The organism is Wenzhouxiangella indolica (assembly GCF_042310355.1).
In the GTDB taxonomy this organism is placed as follows: Bacteria; Pseudomonadota; Gammaproteobacteria; order Xanthomonadales; family Wenzhouxiangellaceae; genus Wenzhouxiangella.
On record NZ_JBHJMR010000009.1, the window covers coordinates 1 to 18391 of the forward strand.

Here is an 18391-nt window from a genome sequence, read left to right on the forward strand (position 1 = left end):
GTTCCGCCATCACTTCGGCAGCTTCTCATGCTGCCCGGTCAGCTCTCGCCGACCGAAACCGCATTGCTGCGGCACACACAACTATCCTGACAGAGGGGGGTTCGCTGCCCGCCTGGCAGATTTTGGCGCCGGCTGATTTCCGGGGGGATTACCGTCCGACCTGCCCTAATGACAGGGCCCATGGCACCAACAAGGGGACAGGCGAAACCCTCGCCACCCAAGACAATGAATTCCCTCATTCGGCACAGGCCTGATTTTCGAGGTACGGTCAGAATAACCCGCCAAATTACGTTAACCTTGAGTTCGCCAGTTTTGTGCTTCCCCCCCCATTCTGACGCCGGCTCTACATCATCATAATATGACTTCTCAGTGTCCAAAACCCAAGGCGACTCACTTTGCTAAAACGTCAATTTTCCGGAGAGAGTTTATTTACAAGTTTTTATTCACAAGCATTATTCGACAAATAGTCCCTAACTCTTCATCCGTGGGATCATCAAAATTAACGACAACACGAACGCCTTCTACTTTCCACTCGAGCATTCCAGTTCCCATATGGGTATATGCCCTCTCGGGCACACCAAAACGATCTAATACTTCCTGCGTTCGACCAAAACTGAGACCAAATGGAAGTTCGCCACGATAGCGCTTATCACTAAGTGTCAAACATCCATCAGTATGACCAGATGCGAGGAAAATCGCGTACACACGATCCTCCTCCAAGCGAAGAGAAACCCCCTCTGACCTAAAACTAATTGAATCGTCAGAATCTTGACGCTCTGAATTTAGATTGGCAGCAAAGTCCATTATCAATGTAGAATCAACAGGTGTGCCGCCATATGAACGAACGATCTCAATCATGCGTTCGGATTGGGTGAGTTCCTTGGAGCAACCTTGAACCGCAATAAGTACTAAAACGGCGATCATAATCTTCTTCATAAAAGAACCCCTAAACTAACTATACAGACATTTCAACCAAATACTTTACAGGCTTTGCCTTAAGCAACTAACTAAATGGCTTATTACGAGCTGCAAAACAACCCCTAAGTCCTTACGAGCACCTTCCATAATCGTTTTCTGATGCCGACTCCCCCTATAATTATTAACCCTCTTCAACTTATACTTTAACTCTCTTGCCGCGTTAAACTAACTCACTTATCCAGAATCAATAACTCAATAAAGAAATTCATCCTCGGTATATCTCGACTTTGGACCATCTAGAGGAATCCACTGCCCAGCAATACCAATAAAGCGGCGCCGGTAATTTCCGCTCGAATTAAACACACCGAACGTGTCAAGACGAGAATCAACAACAGCAAAAACTGCATAATCTTGATATCTAGAGATGCCGCCGGTTCTGATCCACGATAATGTAAAGCCAGTCTCTCCCAACGATCTTCCGGAACTCGCTTCCGCATTACTGGCAAGCCATCTATAAAAAGCGCTCTCCGATGGCTTTGTCGAGGCCAAGAATATGCCAAGGAGAAGAAGTAAGGCCGAGGCTATGACGAGCCTTCTGTATAGCCTACCCTGGTTGAGTGAGTTTACCGTATCTTTCACAACAAGCCTCCCATATAGTATTTCGTTTGAAAAGATTGAGCATACTTACAGCCGCCTCAGAAACTTTGCTTTAACTCCGGGGAGCTTACGAGCGGGCCGCATTATTACGGAGCTGACCCGGAGGTTCGCTCGAACGACCCTCGAAGAGCTGGAAGCCCGCCACGAATTGGAAAGCTCAAGCGTCAGGCAGCGCAACGGAAATAGCTCAAAGGTCTGGTGACCTAGGAAATCTTGCAACTGAACGATGCTCCGCACGAAGAACTGAGCCATTAGTTCGGCCAGGACCGCTCGATAAAGAAGGTGGATCGGCGCACGTATTTGCCTTTTAATAACAGTTCCCGGTCGAACTATACACAATGCCACGTTGCTGAAACTACAGCCTGATGGATTTTTCCGTTGAGAGAATCCCGAAAGTCATTTAAAGAAGACGGCTTGGAAGCCATAACTTCGGTAAGTTTCTCTAGCTCGTCGTCAGTGAGCACCATCGCTAATTGATTGCTCATGCACGCGCAGTGCCCGGCATCACCGCTATTCCTAATGCAATCGTCTTCGAATTCCTCGATAGAGCTTGAGCAACCAACTGTCAGGAATCCCCAGAGAACTGCGGAACACACTAATGCAAAGGCATGTGCTTTATTCATCTCATTTTCTCAGCAGATATATACCGAATTTTTAAAGGTCCCAAACGGGCTCTATTCCGATCACACGGACGATTTTGGAAAGACCCCGAACTTTCCGCCGACACAATGCCCGTTCAACCAGGCACTGTCTACACTGGATTGTAGCCATGCTAGGGATTACGGAAGCCACAAGGGAGCAGCCTGGGGCCCTTCGGACGTGCTAGGGCTTTCAGCAAAGCGTATCCGCAGGAGAGTTGTCGGTTTTTCGGATGCCTCCGTATGAGTGGGGTTGTATCCGCCGGAAACGGTAGCACCAATGGGCCGCTTCGCCTTTGAAGGTACGTGTCTTCCTCAATTCCCATAAATGGCCTCGGTGGAGTCTAAAATTGCTCTATATGAATCGAGCACGCTGGCGACTTTATGATTAGAACATTGAGCGGTCGCAGAGTCGAGAGAATTCCGAGCAGCGTCAATTTTCTGTTGAAGTGAGGGAGCCCTCCCGGTTGACGCCCTAGATTCCAAGGATTTTTGAACCTCTCCCAAGTCGGCCCTCGCTTTACCTTGCAATTCCATGCAAATATCCTCACCCAAACCGCACTGGTCATTTCTTGTGCCTATATTCACATAATCCCCGAGCACTATAAACGTTGTTATTAGCGTGTTGCGCTCATCAAAAAGACCAAATGAGATTTCTCCGCATACGACTCTCTCGTTTTCCTCTTCTGGCCGAATAAATTTGATGTTTCTAAAACGCGGTTCGCCAAGCTCATCCAATATGTAAACAGAGTAGAGACCGTCTGGCTCTGCCCCCTCCTCTTGCGCCCTATGTATTCGATCCGCAATAAGGTTCCTGATCTCACGCTCTTGATCTGAAACGCCTCGGTGGTCAGCCGTGGCTCACTCTCCATTTCCACACCCAGCCACTATCAGGGTAAACGCTAAAAACCATGTTATCGTTTTCACAAATTGCATGAAGCCCCTGCCAGTTTAGATTTCCTATTTCGAATAAGCTATCTCAGCCTCCATCTCAGTAGAGCTTGTATTCTGCTAAGCTGCTTAACCCCTCTTACTTCCTGCCCTTTTTACCATAACGCGAGATCACGGCAAATCTTCAGGCGTGAGCACTATCAATCGGCGTTTCACTCAAGTTATTTGGGCTTTCCCGACATCATAGACGCTTCTGATCCTCACGACGAGGGCTATTGGGCGCCTCGGCTGGACGTCACGTCGCTTAGCGGGATGTCGATCGATCCTCGGGCTTGTAGCTCAGCCGGAATTCACAGATGCCGCAACCGGGCAATGGCAGCGCACCAACCGGGCACTGCCCCATCCGAACAGTCCTCCGCAGGGTCTACTGAGCTATTGGTCTAGCAAATCGGCACACTTGACCGATCGAGCAATTGAGCCGGCAAACTGGCCAGGTTGGGCCTCTACCGCAATTGCGATCCCTCTTTCATCTGTTGCCAATTGCACCTCCTGCGTCTTTTGTCTGGTTCCTTTGTATTCTTGAGAGGCGCTGTGACGCGCACAGCCTTTCCAAATGTGACATCCGTCAACGAATTTGCGACATGTCTTCCCGCGGCCGCGACTGGGTTGAATAGCTCCCAGTCAGATCCAGTTCCATTTGCGTCGGTTCGGCGTCATAGAAAACTTCACACGGAATGAAGTCCGACTTGGCGATCATCGGGTACTCCGACGACTTCGGAAAGACGCCGTGGATAACGTTCCCGACCGTTACGATGTAGCGGCCCCGGCACTCGGTCATGCAGCCTGCCTCAAATTTCTTGCAGTTTGAGCTGGGTCGGGTGCATCCCACGACAAGAGAAGGCTTTGCTGGTGCCCGGCCCTAGCCTCCATGTAGCAGGCAAAAACCTCCTGCGCGGTGATTTGACGCTTGCGCCTGAGCTGCCAGGCAATTTTCTCGATCGCCCGCCAGTTGACGGGCCGGGCAAGCCAGCGGCGCACTCGCTTGCGCTCCTCGTTAAAGCGTTCCGCGATTGGTGCACCACAGTCGACACCCAGATCCTCGACGTACTCCCGCAAAGTCTGCAGGCGCTGGGCCAGGAACCGGCACGTCTCCAAGTCCATGCGGGCACCGATGGCACGCAGCGGGCGATTGACCGCCTTGGCTTCGGCCAGCGGGCCTGCTAGCGACACGCGCAGTTCTGCCCGATACGCTGCCAGGGTATCTTCCCACGCGGCCCGGGCATTACCCGGCCCGACGACCGGATTGAAGCGGTTGCGCCTTCGTTTCACCAACTGCCTTGTAACGCCGGAGCCGGGCAGGGAGTTGCTGACCGCCACCGCGACCACCCAGCGGCCTTCTCGCATGGCCGCCAGGGCGTGTCCGGCTTCATGCCAGGCGGCTACGCCGATATGCGTTCGTTTTCCTCTCCTCACCAAGAGCCTCCGTCCGTATCTGGCCGCTCATACCCATAGCCTGCCAAGGCAACCTCATGTGGATCAAGCCGCGCTCACGGCGACCCGTCCTCCCCGATGATCTTCCATCCTCTCCCGTAAGGGTTGTTCGGCGAATCCTGGCGATAAGGATTCCCCGCCCCGTAGGGATTGTTGATGCTTTCCGACGAGTAGGGGCTCCCGAAACGGCCGTAGGGATTGGAAATCGAATCGGGATCGTAGGGGTTGGTGCTCAGCCGCCCCCGGTAGTTGCCTTGCGAGTCGTAGAGCTTCGGCGCCTGCGTCGCGTAGGGGTTGGTGGCGCTATGGTTCGAATAGGGGTTGCCATAGGGGCCATAGGGGTTCCCGATGCTATTCGGGTCGTAGCTGCTCCCGGCGCCATAGGGATTGGCAGTGGAGTCGGCCCCGTATGGATTGGCGCTGAGGTTGCCCAGGTACTCGTCGGCCAAAATCCCCTGGGAGAGAATAAGGAGCCCGGAAACGAGCCCCACGCGAATCATCATGGAAATGGATTTGCTCACTTGTTGCATCGTTGTCACCTCCGTGTTTCAGATTTTTGATCAAACCGGCCATTCAGCTAGACCCAACCCATTGGCATAGGGTCAACGCCTGTCGGGTAGCTGCACGCGGCCAAACAGGTGGCTGACCAGCGTCTCCCGGATGTATTCGGATCGGCTGATATCCGTTCTCCCCGCGAGCTGCTCAAGCTCACTGGCCAGAGCTTGTGGCATCCACACCTTCAGGTCGTGGTCGTTTTTGCCCAGCTCGGCTGTCCGGTTGTCGGCGGCAGCCGAGCGGGAGTACATGGGCACATCCAAAAACGCCTCCTTCTCGCCCTGCGGCAGGAACCGCTGGTCACCGCGCTCGGCGAGCGCCAGAAAATCGTAGTGGCCGTAGACATGGGCGAACAGGACATGGCGCACCACGCTCGACAGGTCACTGTCATAGTAGGCCGCGAGTTCCCACAGCGCCTCCCAGACCGGCTCCGGCACCCAGAATTTGACGGCCCGGTCGTTCGACTCGAGCCCGGCATAATCCCGGCCGGTGCCGGTCAGGTAGGTCGCCGGCGCGTCCCCACGCACTGCCTGCTGATTACTGCTCATTTCGCGATGATTCGGCTTCGCTCGATCCAAAATTCCCATAGATGATGCCTTCCTTGACGGGGTCTGCGACACTTTCCCCTATTTTTTCTGGATGCGAATCAGGGTTGTCAAACGCGACTCTGACATTCATAGGATCGCACTCGAACTTCTCAGAATGTGAGAATCCTGGGCACGGGCACCGAGCCCTCTCTCAACGCCCACGGCATCCGGCCCGAAATCAGTTTCAGTACCGCCCTCACCTCCCTCGGCCAGCCTCTACCCTGCTTTGTGCTGAGCTGCTCGCCTCTGAAATGTCCAATCACCTGACGCCGGCCGACCGCGGCGCTATCGACGCGCTCGCCCCCGACTGGCCTAGAGATAATCGCCGCCGGCACAATCAGGCCCAAATGCCCGCGATCAAATTGCGGCGGTCACGAAATAGGGGAAGCCCACAAGGGCGCCCGCGTATCAGGCACACTGGCAGCAAACTCACGAATGCGAGCGAAGTTATGCCGCAACTCGAGTCTGGACGACACGTGGCCGTGGGTGAACCGGGACTGATTGAGGCAGTCAGGCAGGCTGACGAGACTGGTGCGCTGAATGCCGTGATGCTAACGAGGACCTCGATTCGGAAGACCCAGGACCTGGCTGAACTGTTACCGGTCGTCTATTTCGACGAACGCGAAGGCACGCCACCGGATTGTCCGAAGTACGCGTCTGGCCTCCTGGTCCACGAAGTACTCGAGGGAAAATCAGACTGGAGTGACGACGAAGTCACCGAATTTCGAGCATGGACCAAGAACCATACCGGTCTGCAACAGTGGCTCGCCGACTACCTGCAGCAACTGGATGAGGCCATCCGGACCACTCGCTCCTGGCAGGGCGACATCGTGGACGACGATGGCTCGTGAGCCACTGGGCGCCTTGCTGCCAATCTGACCGGAAACCGGCTGCACTGGCTTGTAGCCATAACGGAGATTACGGCACCCACAAGGGAATAAGCTAACCCCTTGCCACCAAACAACCCAACATGCCCCTGACCGTACGCCGCGACTCGAGCATGGAGCAATGTGAGAAATTGAGCATATCAGGCGGGCTATCGTGTATCCAGCGTCCGGCTCCTTGGGAGAACGGTGGAATTCATCGGGCAGCAGCGCCGTCCTACCTGATCTCAACACGCGGAGGACTCAGGTCGATCCGAAGCTCGCGTGCCAGCCCCTCGATCCGATCGGGCCCCACGTGCTCGAGCAAATAGGCCACCAGGTCTTCCTGCCGCGCCTGGCCAAATACCATTCGGTAGGCGGCGAGGGAGCGGCGCAGGTGCTCATACTTGCGAGTGTCCCGGCTGAACGGCAACACCGGCACATGCCGTTCGATGCGGGCGCCGCCATCGATCGGATAGATCCAGTCGGGAATCAGGCCAGTGGCGTGGCCGGGCAACTCATCGCGGGCACGATCGAACATCGACCGCCAGCAATCCTTGTCTACGGCTTCGCGCCCCGTTGCGGAATAACGTGATGCCAGATTCTTGCGGACAGCGTGCCCCTTGTACCGGTGGATTCGTCCCTCGCGCTGCTCCATGTCCACCGGATTGCCCGGAAGGTTCCAGTGGACGATGGCGTGGCAATAGGGATGGAAGTCCAGCCCTTCCTGCCCGACCGAGGTGGATGCGAGCACGAACGGCCAGAACGGGGAGTTGAAGGCGGCACGCACCTGATCCTCTCGAGTCACTCCGCTGCCGTCATCCCCTTCCGCCTTGCCGAAGCGCACGGCGAAGTGCGTTCGCAGGCGCTTGCGTTGCAGTTCCGGATCGCCATTCTCGAAACCGATCTCGTCCCACTCCACGCGGCTGGCGGGCAGCGCCACGCCTTCCTCAAAGGCCTCGACGATGCGAGTGCACGCGGCCTCGGGGGCCTGTCTGGATGCGGCCGTGGACTCAGCGAGCATATGTAAGTACTCGTCATTGACCGCGGTCAGGCCACCCTCCAACGCATAACGCAGAATCTGACGCCAGTAGGGCTGGGACGTCTTCGACCGGTATCCGCCGCGGATCAGGACCGAGGTCTCGATCTGGTTGAACAGCCGACGGTAACTCCAGCCTATGCGTGCCGCTCCGTCGCGCAGCCAGACCGGAGTATCCGCCGCGCAATGACCCGAGACGGATCGTAGGCTGCGCAACGCGCTGGTGGCGGGACCGGCAATCGCGACTCGCGCGAGCAACTCCACCAGATCCTCTGGCGCACGCCCGCTCGGCCGCTGGCCCTGAACGATTCGCCATGCGTGCTCAAGATGCTCGGTCCAGCCTTCCGCGTAGGCCTCCCGCTCGTCATGGGTCCATTCGTAAGCCAGATCCTCGCGCGCCCACCAGGCCCAGGCGTTCTCCCCGTCGTCTTCGAGGTCGAGCAGAATCGGTGCGACCCAGTACCAGGCTTCGTCCGTGCGACCTTCCAGCTGCCCCGGCACAACTGCCGGCAACAACTGTTCAATGGCTTCACGGGCATGCCGCAGCACGGATCTCAGGTCTGGTGTTTCGCCATCCGCATCCCGGGACGCGCTCAGCAGGGCCTCGCGACCCACACGGGCGAGAACACTGGAGGGATAGAGCAAGGTGAACAGAGGCAACCCGATGGGGCGGCCATCGCGGACGTCCAGCCGCAGCAACCGTGACATCGACTCGCGAGCCTGCTGCGTGTTCTCCGCCTGCTCGTCGAAGCGGGTGTGCAGGCGGCGTTCGATCTCGTAACTGACAAGTGCAGCGATCGTCTTCGGCACAACGGTCCATGCCGAGAAGATCAGTCGCTTAGTCACCCGGCCGGGATCGACCCTGGCATAGTTTCCCTGGAGACCATAGGGCGGCAGGCTCGGTGGCAGCCAGAGCATGTTCCAGACCCCCTGACGAATGACGTCCTCCAGTAACATGCGGAGTCTCGCGTTGCCCGGGTCGATGGCGCGATAGGCGGTTACTGCCTCCTCCGACAGCAGCAGTGACTGGTGCCGGCGCAACTCCCGGGTCAGTGACTCATTGCCCCGCACTTTCAGTGCATCACGGACCAGATGCTTGACCTTGTAATCGTCCATGAAGTTCAGCAGGTACGGTGCCGACTTCCAATACTCGATCATGTCGGGGCCGTTGACGGACCGGATCATTCGCTGCAGCGCCAGGTAGCGGCCCGCATCGGTTCTCGACAGCGCTGGTTGCGAGTCCGGCACTTCCATCAGCATGTCGTCACCGGAATCACTGGCACGTGCCCGTTCGGTCCGCACCATTACCTTGCGCAGATGCTGTTCCACCCCGGAGCGGCATTCCAAGGCCTCTTCCGGTCCGGCCGAGGGAATCCGGTACAGCGAACGCCGCATGCGTTTGAACAACGCCTCGACCTGTCCGGCCTCGTCATCGTCATTGAACAGGAATCGCAGCGTCTGCATGAAGTCACGGTAGTGATCATCCTCGGCCTCGCCGTGCAACGTGTACATCTTGTAGGGAGTCGCGGAGAGCAATAGGGTACGGACGCTCACGTCTCCCTCGGCGAATTCGAACAGACGATGGGCCAGCTCCCCCGACTCGTTCTCGGGATCCAGCAATTCCTTGAATCGCTGGAACTCGTCGAGGATGACCAGGTCCGGCTCCAGGGCAGTCAGACAGGCATTGGCCAGCACCCGTCGGAGTTCTCCCACGATCCGCTGCATTCTCCGCCAGAGCTCGTCAGACGTGTTCCTGATGGGCACCCCCTTCAGCGCCGCGCAGACCTCGTGTATCCGGTCGTGCAGTGAACTCCGCCCACCACTATCGGCCTGCACGGCTTCGCGGTCGATGGCATCCCCAAACCTGCGCAGCAGATCCGGTTCGATCTCCACGTATCCGATTCCCGGGAGATAGCGCGCGCGAAGCCGCTGTTTCCAATCCCGAAGATCATTGACCCCGCCCTGGAACAATTTCGGCCCGCCACCGCCCAGCACCTTCCCCCGCTCCGACACCGGCAGAAGGTCCAGGTCCTCCAGCATCCAGTAAAGCAGAGCCCGTTCCTGCCACTTGCCGGTACTGTTCCCCATGTGAAACGAGGTGCCGGGCGTAAAGGCCACGAAATTCAGTCGATTATCCATTTGCGGCAACATCGCGGGCAGCATGGTCAGCCGCCCGACCTGTGCCGCCTCCCGGGAACCGGTGAGATTCAGTCGCTGCAGATTCTGGCGGGCGATGTCCGCATTCGAGCAGATATAGACGATATCGATGCGCTCGATCTTGTCCTGCAGGTGTTCGATTGCACGCGCGATCACACCCCGGGCCACCATCGTCTTGCCGAGGCCCACCTCATCGGCAACCAGGAACCGCCGCGTGCAGTCGGGATCGGTGTACATGCGCCGGAACACGTGCTCGACCGTATCCCGCTGAAAGGGTTTCAGCGCAGCGAGCATCTGCTCAGTATCCGGCTTCTCGATACCTGCCTTAGGCATCCTTCACCGCCGACTTGCGATTGGCCCATACGGCCTGCCAGACAGGCAGAAACCCATCGGGCAGCATTTCGTCCAGATCGCCCGTCTCTCCCAGATCATCGAGCAGGCGCTTGATCTGATCTAGTCGCTCCGGGGAGCGATCCAGCGATTTGAGCAAGGACTCGAGCAGCGGCGTGTCGTCCGACCCCGTGATGCGGAATTCACCACTCCAGCCACCGTGTCCGATGCCCGCATTCATGATCGCCTCGATGCTGTCGTCCGCCAGCAGGATCATCAGCAGTCGCATGAACTCTCGCCGGTCCTGCAGCATGCTGCGCAGCAATCGGCTGCCCCGATCGGCCGGCAGACCGTCAACGGGCAGACGCAGCACGAATTGGCTCTTCCGGCTCTCGTCCTGTTCGCGTGCAGTCAACTCGACGGCAACGAAGGCGGTCAGCGCTTCCAGCGTCACCGCACCGAAATCGAGCTTGCCGCCATTGATCGTTCGTGCCCGCCGCTCCTCCAGGCCAATCGGCCAGGCCTGCCCCGTCAGCCCATCACCGAGCTCCGGCCATTCACCCCCGACTCGAAGCACATAGGGCGGTTTCTGGTCGGTAGTTTCAATGGAGACCCTAAGGTCTGCACTGGCCAAGGCTCGTCGCGCCTGCCACAACCGATCGTCCAGTCTCTGACCCACCACATTGGTCTCTTCGACTTCCTCCGTGGGCGGTTGCCAGTACTCGAGCAGGTCTCGGAATCCGGCCTCACCATTGCCCTCTTCGAGGAGCGCCTTGATTCCGAGGTTCTTCTTCCGGCCGGCGAGCTCCACGAGGAACTCGACGTTGTGACGGAATGCCGCCTCGGTCGCGTTAGCCGAGCCCGTCCATACCCGAGCCTGCCAGCCGTCATCCATCACGTACAACTTGGCATGGAGGCCGGAGAGCAGATTCTCGTCCTCACCCTGCGCCTCGACATCTTCCTCGGGCGTCGCGTTCTGCGAAAAGGTGAAAAGCTCGTCGAACAATTCACGGGTCTCTCCCGATAGCACCTGCAGCTGGTCCTCGCGGCTGACCAGCTTCGCGGCGCGACGCCCCTCTGCGTGACGCACGACCCAACCCTCGCTCAGAAACGGAGAAACGACGAGCAATGGCCGGTATTGGGGCTCGAACGCCGGCGTCTTGCTGCCGCGCACACCCATAGGCCAGAACCGGAGCGATTCCGCCCCCGGCGGACACTCGAAACGCACACGATTCACCTCACCCAGCACCCGATCCACGGCGGCCTGCGCACTTTCGGATTCGCTCATGGCAAAACCAGGCAGGGCTTCGATAAATCGACGCAGCGGCCTGGGATCGGGATCACTTACGCGCTTCGATTCCAGTGACCCATCCAACACCAGTGCCGTGTCCCAGGAGCGGTCGAAGGTCAAGTTCCGACTGAGACAGACGAACCGGTACCGCACGTCATCGTTCGAGTCCACGAAACGCAACAGCCAGCACTTTGGATGGAACACGCCGTGCTCGCTCGCCGCGGCGACAGGAATCACGCAGTCCTCTAGATACGCGAACAAGCGCTGCTGGCCGCGCGGCACGTGGATCTCGCCCGCTTGGCAGAAGACGTGGATTCGGTCCGCGTATCGGCGAAGCGCCTCCAGCGTAGCCAGGGGATCGGCCTGACCGTCCTCGCTCATTGCATCCCGGAAGGCGGCGGCCACCGGCACACCCAGCAGGGCGTAGAGATCGAGCGAGTAGGTGGTGCCGATGGCCTGATCGAGGTCATACCCCTCGGGTGGCTTGACGCAGTCCAGCAGCAGGCGCCGATCCTGGGGGTCAAGCACTCCGGGCCTCCGACTGATGGTCGAGGGCCTCGTGAATGTCGGCGAGGTGGTCGCGCATGACTGGCCAGCGGTAATTCATGCGGGCCGTCCCGGAACCAGTCTCGCCGTTCCACAACTCCAGCAGTCTGGGATTGTGCAATCGGGCCTGCGCCTTCTTGAGCTGACGCTCACGATTGTCGATAAGATAACGGACCTTCGGGTGATCGGCCAGCGAGGAAGCATCATCCGCAGCAAGCAGTCGATCGAGCCAGCTGTTGATGAACTGGCGACTCCCCACCGGCACGTTGGAACGCGTTCGCGCAACAGTTCGCCAGAAATCGGAGCGGTCCCATGACGAAAATTCGTTCGACCGAGCCATAATCTCGTCAGACCACTCGGCTAACATACTCCGGTAATGATCAACCCATTCCGGATTCGGTTCGGCGAGCGCCTCCGCCAGCATCACGTTGTATACGAGCACCGCGCCGTGCATGGCGAGCGAGAACTCGCGGGCGTGGCGAACGTTGTTGGCCACATCCGGCGGTAAATCGACACCGAGATCCAGCACCTCCCAGGGTGACTCCACGTCGAACGCTCCGCTCGTGCCCAATGCAAGCTGCCCGAGCAGTGAGTTCGGGTGGGTCTCTAGAATACGGTCACGCAGATACTCGGCTTCCTCGAGCCGCAGCTGCATACTCGTACCTTCCGGAAAACCATTCGGAGGCAGCGGGAGGCCGGGGCGCCAGTTCGGCCAACCGCCATCCATACCGTCGCCCACCTCCGGTGGCCCGTGGACCGCAAGCCGGTGGTGATACGAATCCAGCGACCACGGGCAGAGACGGATCCGCCACTCCGAAAGCCCGTTCCAGTACACGCTGCTGGGGAGCCGCTTCAGACTCTTCCCGGACCAGCTCCCGATTGTTCCCCTTGAATCCTCGGACTCCAGCAGATGCCCGATGAGATCGACTTCAGCATTTCGGGCCTTTCGCGCTACCCAGTCCTTGGTCACCTGACCTCGCCTTTTGCCGACCCGACTTTCGATCTGCTGATAAATCCAAGGAATGAACAGGAAATATCGGGCACGCGTCTGGATCGTCGACACTCCTGGCGCAAGCAGATCCGCGAGCGCATCACGGACTGTTGCCAATCCCAATTCGTCGCGCGTGTCCTTCTCGCTCAGAGAACGAACCACATCGAGAACGCGGCGGCGCTCCGTGTCGGAGTAATCAAGCCAAGACAATGATGAGCTCATGAGCGCCCCCATCCATGCATCATCCCGCGATGGATTTTCCGTACTTCATGAACACCTTCGTCGATCACGTGGACTTCCACCAATCTACACACACTTCGAACCCTCACGACGAGGCCTATTGGGGAGCTTTGGTGCCAATTTGAGTGTCAGGAATTCTTGCAGTCCTCCCAGTAGCCAAAGCCGTTGACAGCCTGCCAGTCCCTGGCTACTCGGTCAAGTTGAGCCACGAGCTGTCTGCCCCCCGCGCAATTCAGTCGGACTTCAAGTTCCACAACCGGTCACCGATGGCAACTCAATCAGGCACTACCCCCTCTGAAGTTATTTCTGTAAGGATTCTTGCGCCGACGCAAGGGTTCATCAACAACCCTTGTTAGACGTCACAACCCGGACGCTACAGACCACTTCTAATTTCTTTATGAAAATACTGGTCTAGCATTCTTCGATATTTCGCAATTCGGTCGTAATCTTTTTGTCGAGGCTCTGCGATTCGGCTCAAATCACAGTTTTCTAGCAGATCGGCGTACTTGACCGACCAAGCAATGGAGCCGGCAGAAACCGCCCGCTGAATAAACTCCTCGTAAGTGTCGTCGTTGCGGCACGTAACAGCTTCAAGCGCCTCAAGAACCTCATTCCCAAAACCATCCTGGCGCAGATCTTCCAGTAAGTAGCCAGTATCCTCCGCCACATCATGCAGTACGCCCACTATGCGTGCCACATCCGATGTCTGGGCCAACATGGCCCTAACCGGATACAGGATCCAGGATGTAGGGTTGTCCTGCCTTGTCTACCTGGCCGGCGTTTTTCGTTCCGGGCCCGGATGACTGGCTAAGACCGGTCGCTCCTCCGCTGCCGGCCAAGCCAATGCCCCATCAGTTCCGGGTAGTGCTGCTGAAGCCATTCCCGGGGGCCGCGCTCGGCGGGGTTGGCGCGCAGTCGCTGCGCGCGGTGCAGCAGCTCGGCGTGATCTGAATGGTCGTCATCCTCGGGCGGCGGCACGGGAGCGCCGATCGCCGCCAGCCAGGCGGGGAACTGCCCGATCGGCAGGGGCGGTTCCAGGTCCCAGAAACGGGCGACGCGCTCGGCCATATCAGGGTCGGCTGTCGTCTCCAGCCACTGCTCGGCGGAGTCGGGATGCCGCCAGCAGAGCAGCGCCAGGGCCGCGAGCGCCCGTTGACGCTCGCCGGTCGCCAGGAACGCACGCAGCAGCCTGGTCAGCAGCGGCGCGTGTTGCCGGTATTCGGCCACGGCCTCGACAGACTCGATCACGGCGGGCCAGTCGGCCAACTCCTCCAGGAAGGCGCTTCGATGGCGACCGGGCCGTTCGGCCTCGAAGCGCGCCGCTGCTGCATTCTCGGCCAGGGAGCGCCGAAAATGCGCGAGGTAGCGCTCGCCGTCGTCGCGCCCCAGGAAGCGCCGGGCGCGCTGGCCGAGATCACCCCGGATCTCGGCGATCAGTTCTTCCGCATCCGGTGAGGGTTGGCGCAGCCAGGCAATGGCGCCAACGAGATGCTCGGCATCGACCTGCACCGCCTCGTTCGCACCCGCGCGGGCCATTTCGGCCAGTTCACGTTCGGCGCCGGCGGCGTCGGCTTCGAGCAGCGCGCGCTCGAGCGACTTGCGTGCGGCGGTCTGCCCGCCATCGAAGAACAGGTCCTGCTGGCTGTCGCTTGCCCGGCGAGACCAGCTGCGGTGAAACATCGCGTCGGCACCGGCAACGCGGAACACGCGCCGGCCGGCCGCCGCTTCGTCGCTGCACTCCAGGTCAAGCCTTCGGGCCCATTCCTCGGCAATGCGAAGCAGCTCAAGACAGCAACCGGGATGCCCGTAGAAGACATCCTCCAGCACATCGATCTCGTTGCGCAGCCAGCGACGCTCATCCGCCGGTTCGAGACGGCGCAGCCGCTTGAGCAGTTCGACCGGTCGATAGCAGCCGTCGCGGGCGACCAGGCGGTCAACCAGCATTTGGATATGCTGCGCGTTCACGCCGGCTCCTCCAGCGGCGCGAGCAGCGCCTGCAGGTCCTCGACCTCGAGCGATGCCGCACCGCCGGAGCCGAGCAGGCCCTCGATCAGTCCGCGCTTGGTCTGCTGCAGCTCGAACACCTTCTGCTCGATCGTGCCCTCGGCCAGCAGGCGATAGACGAACACCTTGCGCGCCTGTCCGATGCGGTGGGCGCGGTCAGTGGCCTGGTCCTCGACGGCCGGGTTCCACCACGGATCGTAGTGAATGACGGTATCGGCCGCGGTCAGGTTCAGCCCGACACCGCCGGCCTTGAGGCTGACCAGGAAAAGCGGCACCCGGCCCGTCTGGAAGCGCTCGACCACCCGCTGACGATTGCGCGTGCGGCCGGTGAGCTTGACGTAATCGATGCCGGCCTCGCGCACGGCGCGCTCGATCAATTCGAGCATGCCGACGAACTGCGAGAACAGCAGCACCCGCCGGCCCTCGGCGACAAGCTCCGGCAGGAGTTCCATCAGCAGCTGCAGCTTGGCTGAATCCACCGCGCTCATGCGCTCGCCGGCCGCGATCAGGCGCGGGTCGCAACAGATCTGTCGCAAGCGCAGCAAGGCGTCGAGAACCACGATCCGGCTCTTCTCGACCCCTTTTTCCGCCAGCGCACGATGCACCTTGTCGTGCAGAACCACCCGGGTGCGCTCGTAGAGCCGGTGCTGGGCTTCGGTCAGCGCGACACGGCGCGTGATCTCGGTCTTGGCCGGCAGTTCGGGCGCAACCTCACGCTTGCTGCGGCGCAGGAAAAACGGCCGGATGCGGCGTTCGAGCCACTGCCGCGGGGCATCTTCGCCGTGGCGCTCGACCGGATTGCGAACGTGGCGGCGAAAGTGCGTCTGGCTGCCGAGCAGGCCCGGCATGAGAAAGTCGAACAGGCTCCACAATTCCCCCAGGTGGTTCTCCAGCGGTGTGCCGGTCAGGCACAGATGATGGCGGGCGCGCAGTCGACGTACCAGGCGGCTGACGCGGGCGCGCGGGTTCTTGATCGCCTGGGCCTCGTCGAGCACCAGCAGTTCGAACTCGTGCTCGACCAGCCAGCCGATATCCCGCAGAACCAGCGGGTAGGACGTCAGCACCAGGTCGTTTTCCTTGATCCAGCCGAAAAGCCCCCGTCGATTCGGCCCGTGCAGCATCAATACCTTGAGCTCGGGCGCAAATCGCCTGGATTCGGCGCGCCAGTTGAACAACAGGCTGGTCGGGGCGACGACCAGGCAGGGATGCTGCAGACGCCCGGCGCGCTTTTCGGTCAGAACGTGAGCCAGGGTCTGCAGCGTCTTGCCCAGCCCCATGTCATCGGCCAGGATGCCGCCGAAGCCGAACTCGCGCAGGAACTGCAGCCAGCCCAGTCCATAACGCTGGTATTCGCGCAGCCGGGCCTGGAAACCGTCGGGCGGATCGGCCGGCTCGATGCCCTCGAAGCGGGCCAGGCGCTGGCTCAAAGCCGCGAGTTCGGGCTCGCCGCCCATCGACCAGTGACGGGCGGCTTGAGCGACCTCGACCAGGCGCGAGCGCGGCACAACGACCCGGTTCGAAGCGATCGCCTGGCGGTCGGCCGGGCTGTCGATCAGCGCTCGCAGCGTCGCCGCCAGCCGGGGAAAAGGCATCGCGACCACGTGCTGCTCATCGAGCCACAGGCTGACCTCACCCTCGCCGGGATCGCCCAGCAGCAAGTCACGCAGCAGCGCCTCCGGCGCCAGTTCCAGCCAGCTTGCCAGCGCGGCGATCAGGGACTGCCGCTGACCGCGCCAAACGATACCGAAATCGAGGGCAACGGCGCCCTCTTCGGGCGAGACCATCTCGCCGTACCAATCCTCGGGCTCGATGCGTTGCGGCACGAAGTCTTCTGCGATCTCGATGCACCAGCCCGTCCGGCGCAGGGCCTCGAAACGGCGCTGGAAGTCGATCCAGACGGCGGCTTCTCGCCGCCGGTCACGCGCGACCCAGCGCCCCCCCTCGCCCGCGCCGTAATCGCGGTCGCGCAGCTCGTGCACGGCGATCAGGCCGGCGCCGAGCAGCTCATCCAGGCAGGCCTGTTCAGCGGCGCTATCGCGCTCGATACGCACCACCCGTCCGGGGCCGTCGGCACGCGTATCGAAGGCCTCGTCCCAGTCGAAGGAATATGCGCCGTAGTCGAACAGCAGGCGCGCCGACGGCTCACGCTCGAAATACCCGTCGCGCCCGATTTCGATCATGCCCAGGGCCAGTCGTGCGCGCGACGGCCCGGCCGCCACCTCCGTCACGGTCTGCGCCGCCGGGCGTGGAAATGTCTCCGGCGCCGAGGCCAGCCAGGAGACCGTTTCGTCGACAGCCTCGGGGGCCACGGGGCCGGCAGCCAGCAATCGGGTCAACTGCTCCGTCTCGAGTGCACTCTCCAGCCGATGACAGCGCCCGCTATCCGAATCCAGCCACCACGGCGGCGCCAGCGGAAGCCGAATCAGCCCGCCGGTGGCCGCCGGTTCGAGCACCAGCTGCTGCCAGCCGCTCTCAAGGCGTCGCCACTGCGCCGTGGCCTCCAGCGGCTTCCCGAGCGAGAGCGTCGGTCCTTCTGCATCCTGCCAATGACAGTGTTCCGTGGCGATGATGTCGGCCAACAGCCTGCCGGAATGCGCCGCCAGGGGGTGCCAGACCAGGCCTTCGGCATCGATGGCGTGGTCGGCCAGGGCGTGGAGGATGGCCAGATCGGATTCTCCGACGTAGCCCGGCTGCCGGTCATCGTGGATGCGCGCCAGCGAGAAAGGGATGGCGACGGGTCCGTGCGCGGTTTCGGCCACCCGGGACGGACACACGCTGAGCTCGTCACCGGCTTCCGACAGCCGCAGGAGCCAGGCCATGTATTGCATACCCGATTCAGGCGATCGCGCACCGGGTTTCCCGCCTGTCGCAGGCGCCGACCGGGCCGGCCGCGGATTGGCCACCGCCGCCGCCATCAGCGCTGCAACGTGCTCGCAGTCGCCCCCGGGCCGGCAGGAACAGTCGGCCTCGAGCCGACCGCCCTCGAGGCTGATATACACCCGATGATCTCGCTCGCTGTCGCCAACGATGCCGGTGACAATCACCCGCCCATCGTGCTGACCCAGGTGCTGCAGATGAACGACACCGGCCGCCTGCAAGGAGCCTCCGAGACGGCGGCTTTCAGGCGGCAGCGAATCGATCAAACCGGGGTCGAGGTGCGGGCGGGTGTCCATCGTGATCGGCGGCGGCAAAG

The 18391-nt window shown here is 60.5% G+C and carries 12 protein-coding genes; 2 read left to right on the forward strand and 10 right to left on the reverse strand.

Features of this window, described 5'->3' with window-relative positions; genetic code table 11:
- On the forward strand, positions 1-254 hold a 254-nt coding region (locus ACDC67_RS10630), incomplete at its 5' end, for a hypothetical protein (RefSeq protein ID WP_376692976.1).
- Positions 255-429: 175 nt separating this feature from the next.
- Here the strand turns inward: ACDC67_RS10630 and ACDC67_RS10635 are convergent.
- The 4 genes from ACDC67_RS10635 to ACDC67_RS10650 form a co-directional block, all read right to left on the reverse strand.
- Positions 430-936, reverse strand: a complete 507-nt coding sequence (locus ACDC67_RS10635; RefSeq protein WP_376692978.1) for a hypothetical protein — start codon at positions 934-936, stop codon at positions 430-432.
- A 3002-nt stretch (positions 937-3938) separates the two neighbouring features.
- On the reverse strand, positions 3939-4577 hold the full coding sequence (locus tag ACDC67_RS10640; protein WP_376692980.1) for a hypothetical protein: 639 nt from the start codon (positions 4575-4577) through the stop codon (positions 3939-3941).
- Between the two features lie 74 nt (positions 4578-4651).
- Entirely contained in the window at positions 4652-5116 is a 465-nt protein-coding gene (locus ACDC67_RS10645; RefSeq protein ID WP_376692982.1) for a hypothetical protein, read from the reverse strand.
- Positions 5117-5197: 81 nt separating this feature from the next.
- Positions 5198-5698, reverse strand: a complete 501-nt coding sequence (locus ACDC67_RS10650; protein WP_376692984.1) for a hypothetical protein — start codon at positions 5696-5698, stop codon at positions 5198-5200.
- A gap of 587 nt (positions 5699-6285) precedes the next feature.
- Between ACDC67_RS10650 and ACDC67_RS10655 the strand changes: the two genes are divergently transcribed.
- The gene (locus ACDC67_RS10655; protein WP_376692986.1) at positions 6286-6588 is read left to right on the forward strand and encodes a hypothetical protein; all 303 of its coding nucleotides are present in this window, start codon (positions 6286-6288) and stop codon (positions 6586-6588) included.
- Positions 6589-6838: 250 nt separating this feature from the next.
- Here ACDC67_RS10655 and ACDC67_RS10660 read toward each other — a convergent pair whose 3' ends face one another.
- The 6 genes from ACDC67_RS10660 to ACDC67_RS10685 form a co-directional block, all read right to left on the reverse strand.
- On the reverse strand, positions 6839-10090 hold the full coding sequence (locus ACDC67_RS10660; RefSeq protein ID WP_376692987.1) for a helicase-related protein: 3252 nt from the start codon (positions 10088-10090) through the stop codon (positions 6839-6841).
- A 31-nt stretch (positions 10091-10121) separates the two neighbouring features.
- Entirely contained in the window at positions 10122-11945 is a 1824-nt protein-coding gene (locus tag ACDC67_RS10665) for a phospholipase D family protein (protein ID WP_376692989.1), read from the reverse strand.
- Complete coding sequence (locus ACDC67_RS10670) at positions 11938-13176, reverse strand: DUF6361 family protein (protein ID WP_376692991.1); 1239 nt, start codon at positions 13174-13176, stop codon at positions 11938-11940. The genes ACDC67_RS10665 and ACDC67_RS10670 overlap by 8 nt, the downstream gene beginning before the upstream one ends.
- A 391-nt stretch (positions 13177-13567) precedes the next feature.
- Positions 13568-13912: a hypothetical protein gene (locus ACDC67_RS10675; protein WP_376692992.1), complete on the reverse strand. Its 345-nt coding sequence runs from the start codon at positions 13910-13912 to the stop codon at positions 13568-13570.
- An 89-nt stretch (positions 13913-14001) separates the two neighbouring features.
- Entirely contained in the window at positions 14002-15159 is a 1158-nt protein-coding gene (locus ACDC67_RS10680) for a hypothetical protein (RefSeq protein WP_376692994.1), read from the reverse strand.
- Positions 15156-18371, reverse strand: a complete 3216-nt coding sequence (locus tag ACDC67_RS10685; RefSeq protein ID WP_376692996.1) for a DEAD/DEAH box helicase — start codon at positions 18369-18371, stop codon at positions 15156-15158. Before ACDC67_RS10685 ends, ACDC67_RS10680 begins: the two co-directional genes overlap by 4 nt.
- Between the last annotated feature and the right edge of the window lie 20 nt (positions 18372-18391).